3 protein-coding genes are annotated in these 1,807 nt (G+C 63.3%); all 3 read right to left on the bottom strand.

Annotated elements, in window-relative coordinates; translation table 11 throughout:
- Positions 1 to 238: 238 nt before the first annotated feature.
- A complete protein-coding gene (locus tag CCN35_RS28180) occupies positions 239 to 559 on the bottom strand; it encodes a hypothetical protein (RefSeq protein WP_143631824.1) in 321 nt (106 codons plus the stop codon).
- Positions 556 to 834 (bottom strand): TreTu family toxin, encoded by a 279-nt coding sequence (locus CCN35_RS30315; protein ID WP_425444326.1) that lies wholly within the window; start codon positions 832 to 834, stop codon positions 556 to 558. Before CCN35_RS30315 ends, CCN35_RS28180 begins: the two co-directional genes overlap by 4 nt.
- Positions 835 to 963: 129 nt before the next feature.
- Positions 964 to 1,807 (bottom strand): winged helix-turn-helix domain-containing protein (locus CCN35_RS26015; protein ID WP_086794544.1); only part of this gene is annotated, 844 nt, incomplete at its 5' end.

The raw sequence follows: 1,807 nt of genomic DNA, 5'->3' as shown, positions 1-1,807 counted from the left end.
CATTTACGGGACAGCCCTTACATCGGCGTCACCGCCACCGTCTACGCCCACGTGAGGCTCCGCCTCCAGCGCGACGCCATCGACACCCTCAGCACCGCCCTCGATGTCTCCCCAGGTACGGTCTCCGTCCGCTGACGTTGCCGTCAAATACTGCCGTCATCCTGCGCAGAAGCCCCGCCGGAACCGGCGGGGCTTCGCGTATGCCATCACGTGCTTGACGGTTGGGGATCGAACTGGTTCAACTTCGGCCACCACTCCCAGAGACCCAGTCGACTAGCTTCTCGAACTCTGCCTCCAACCGGCCGACATGCACGTCGGACAAATGTCTCTCGTGGGGGGAAGTGTTGACGTCGTAGTCAACAGCCGACACCTGAACCTCGCCTGATTCCCAGACCGTCAGGTAGAACCCTCTTCCCCCTCTCTCCATGTAGACCCCGAATGATTTCTTTTCCGCGCGCTCCGGAGACTCGAACAACTCAAGCGCAAATCCGGATCCTTCAAGCTTAGGACGCGCCTCATCGACTAGTGCCTTGAGGGCGTCAAGCAGGGGTTCTTTCATTTTCTGTCGACAATCCTGAGGTTCTCGAATGAAGGCATCTCCGGCGGCGGAAGTCCACGCTTGGCGTTTAGCTTCGCGTAAATCGGATGCTGAGGCCCGGGTATCTGAGCCCACCCAGGTTTACCGGCAGGCTTCAGGCAAGAGCACGGCACATCGAACTCAACGTAGATCGATCCTGGCGCAGCTTGCTTCCGATAGGCATCAGAGTTGGCGGGATTCGCTACATAAGTTGAAGTACCGCCACTTCCCGCCTGCACCTTTCCGGTGTCGCGCATCGCTTGATCAAGTAAATCAAGTAAAGAAACTCTGAACAGCTCGTCCCATGGAACTCCCCTGGATCAAGTAAAGAAACTCTGAACAGCTCGTCCCATGGAACTCCCCTGGCTGAGCTGCCGGACTTCCCGTCAAGGGCGCTGCTGTCGCCGCTTCCCCGACTCGGCCAGTGCGGCCTCCAGCTTCTCGCGTGGCGACATGTCCGGGTCCGCATCGTCGTCGTGGAGGGCTGGCAGGAACAGGCCGCGTCGGCTCTTCTCGCGTTTGATCTTCCGGCGCTCGTTGAAGACTCGCTGGTGCTCCTCGCGGATCGTGGCCCATCGCTGGTCCAGCTCCGCTTCCCGTTCCAGCAGGTCGTCATCGGTGAGGTCGGCGAACTCGGCGGCGGAGGCGCGGGCCTCGCGGTCGACTTGTTCCCGTAGCAGGTAGTTGGTGATCGGCCCGTGGTGCTTGCCCGGTTCCGGAGTCGGGCGTACGAAGACGCCGCGCCCCTTGACCGCGTACACGAGTCCTGCCTGCTTGAGGCTCCGGTAGGCGTTCTGCGCGGTGGAGTTGGCGACCTGGAACCGCTCCTGGATCTCACGGGCCGGGGGTAGCTGGGAGCCGGGCGGATAGGTGCCTTCCTCGATCTCGCGGCGGAGGATGTCGGCCACCTGAACGTACGGCGGGCGGCTGTCTTCGTTGCGGATGAGGTCGACCGGCCAGTCCGGGCCTTCGGACTCGGCGTCGCCGTGGTCGTCGTCATCTGGGCCGGCGCTCTGGCCTGCGGAGACGCTGACGTAGCTGCCCCGACCGAGCTGGGAGTAGACGAGTCCTTCCTGCTTGAGCACGCGCAGGGCGTTTTGGACGGTGGAGCTGGAGACGCCGAAGCGGTCCCGCAGCACGTTGGCCGAGGGCAGGCGCTCGCCGGGGCGGAACTCGCCGTTCAGGATCGCGTCCCGCAGAGCCTCGGCAGCCTGGAGATACGGCGGCCGG

It is taken from the genome of Streptomyces thermovulgaris (assembly GCF_002155915.1).
In the GTDB taxonomy this organism is placed as follows: Bacteria; Actinomycetota; Actinomycetes; order Streptomycetales; family Streptomycetaceae; genus Streptomyces; species Streptomyces thermovulgaris.
Note: the sequence above shows the minus strand (reverse complement) of the source record. Positions and strands in the feature narration are given on the sequence as shown.

Coding starts and splice junctions, on each gene's coding strand:
- CCN35_RS28180 (WP_143631824.1), bottom strand. CDS start 559: ATGAAAGAACCCCTGCTTGACGCCCTCAAGGCACTAGTCGATGAGGCG.
- CCN35_RS30315 (WP_425444326.1), bottom strand. CDS start 834: ATGCGCGACACCGGAAAGGTGCAGGCGGGAAGTGGCGGTACTTCAACT.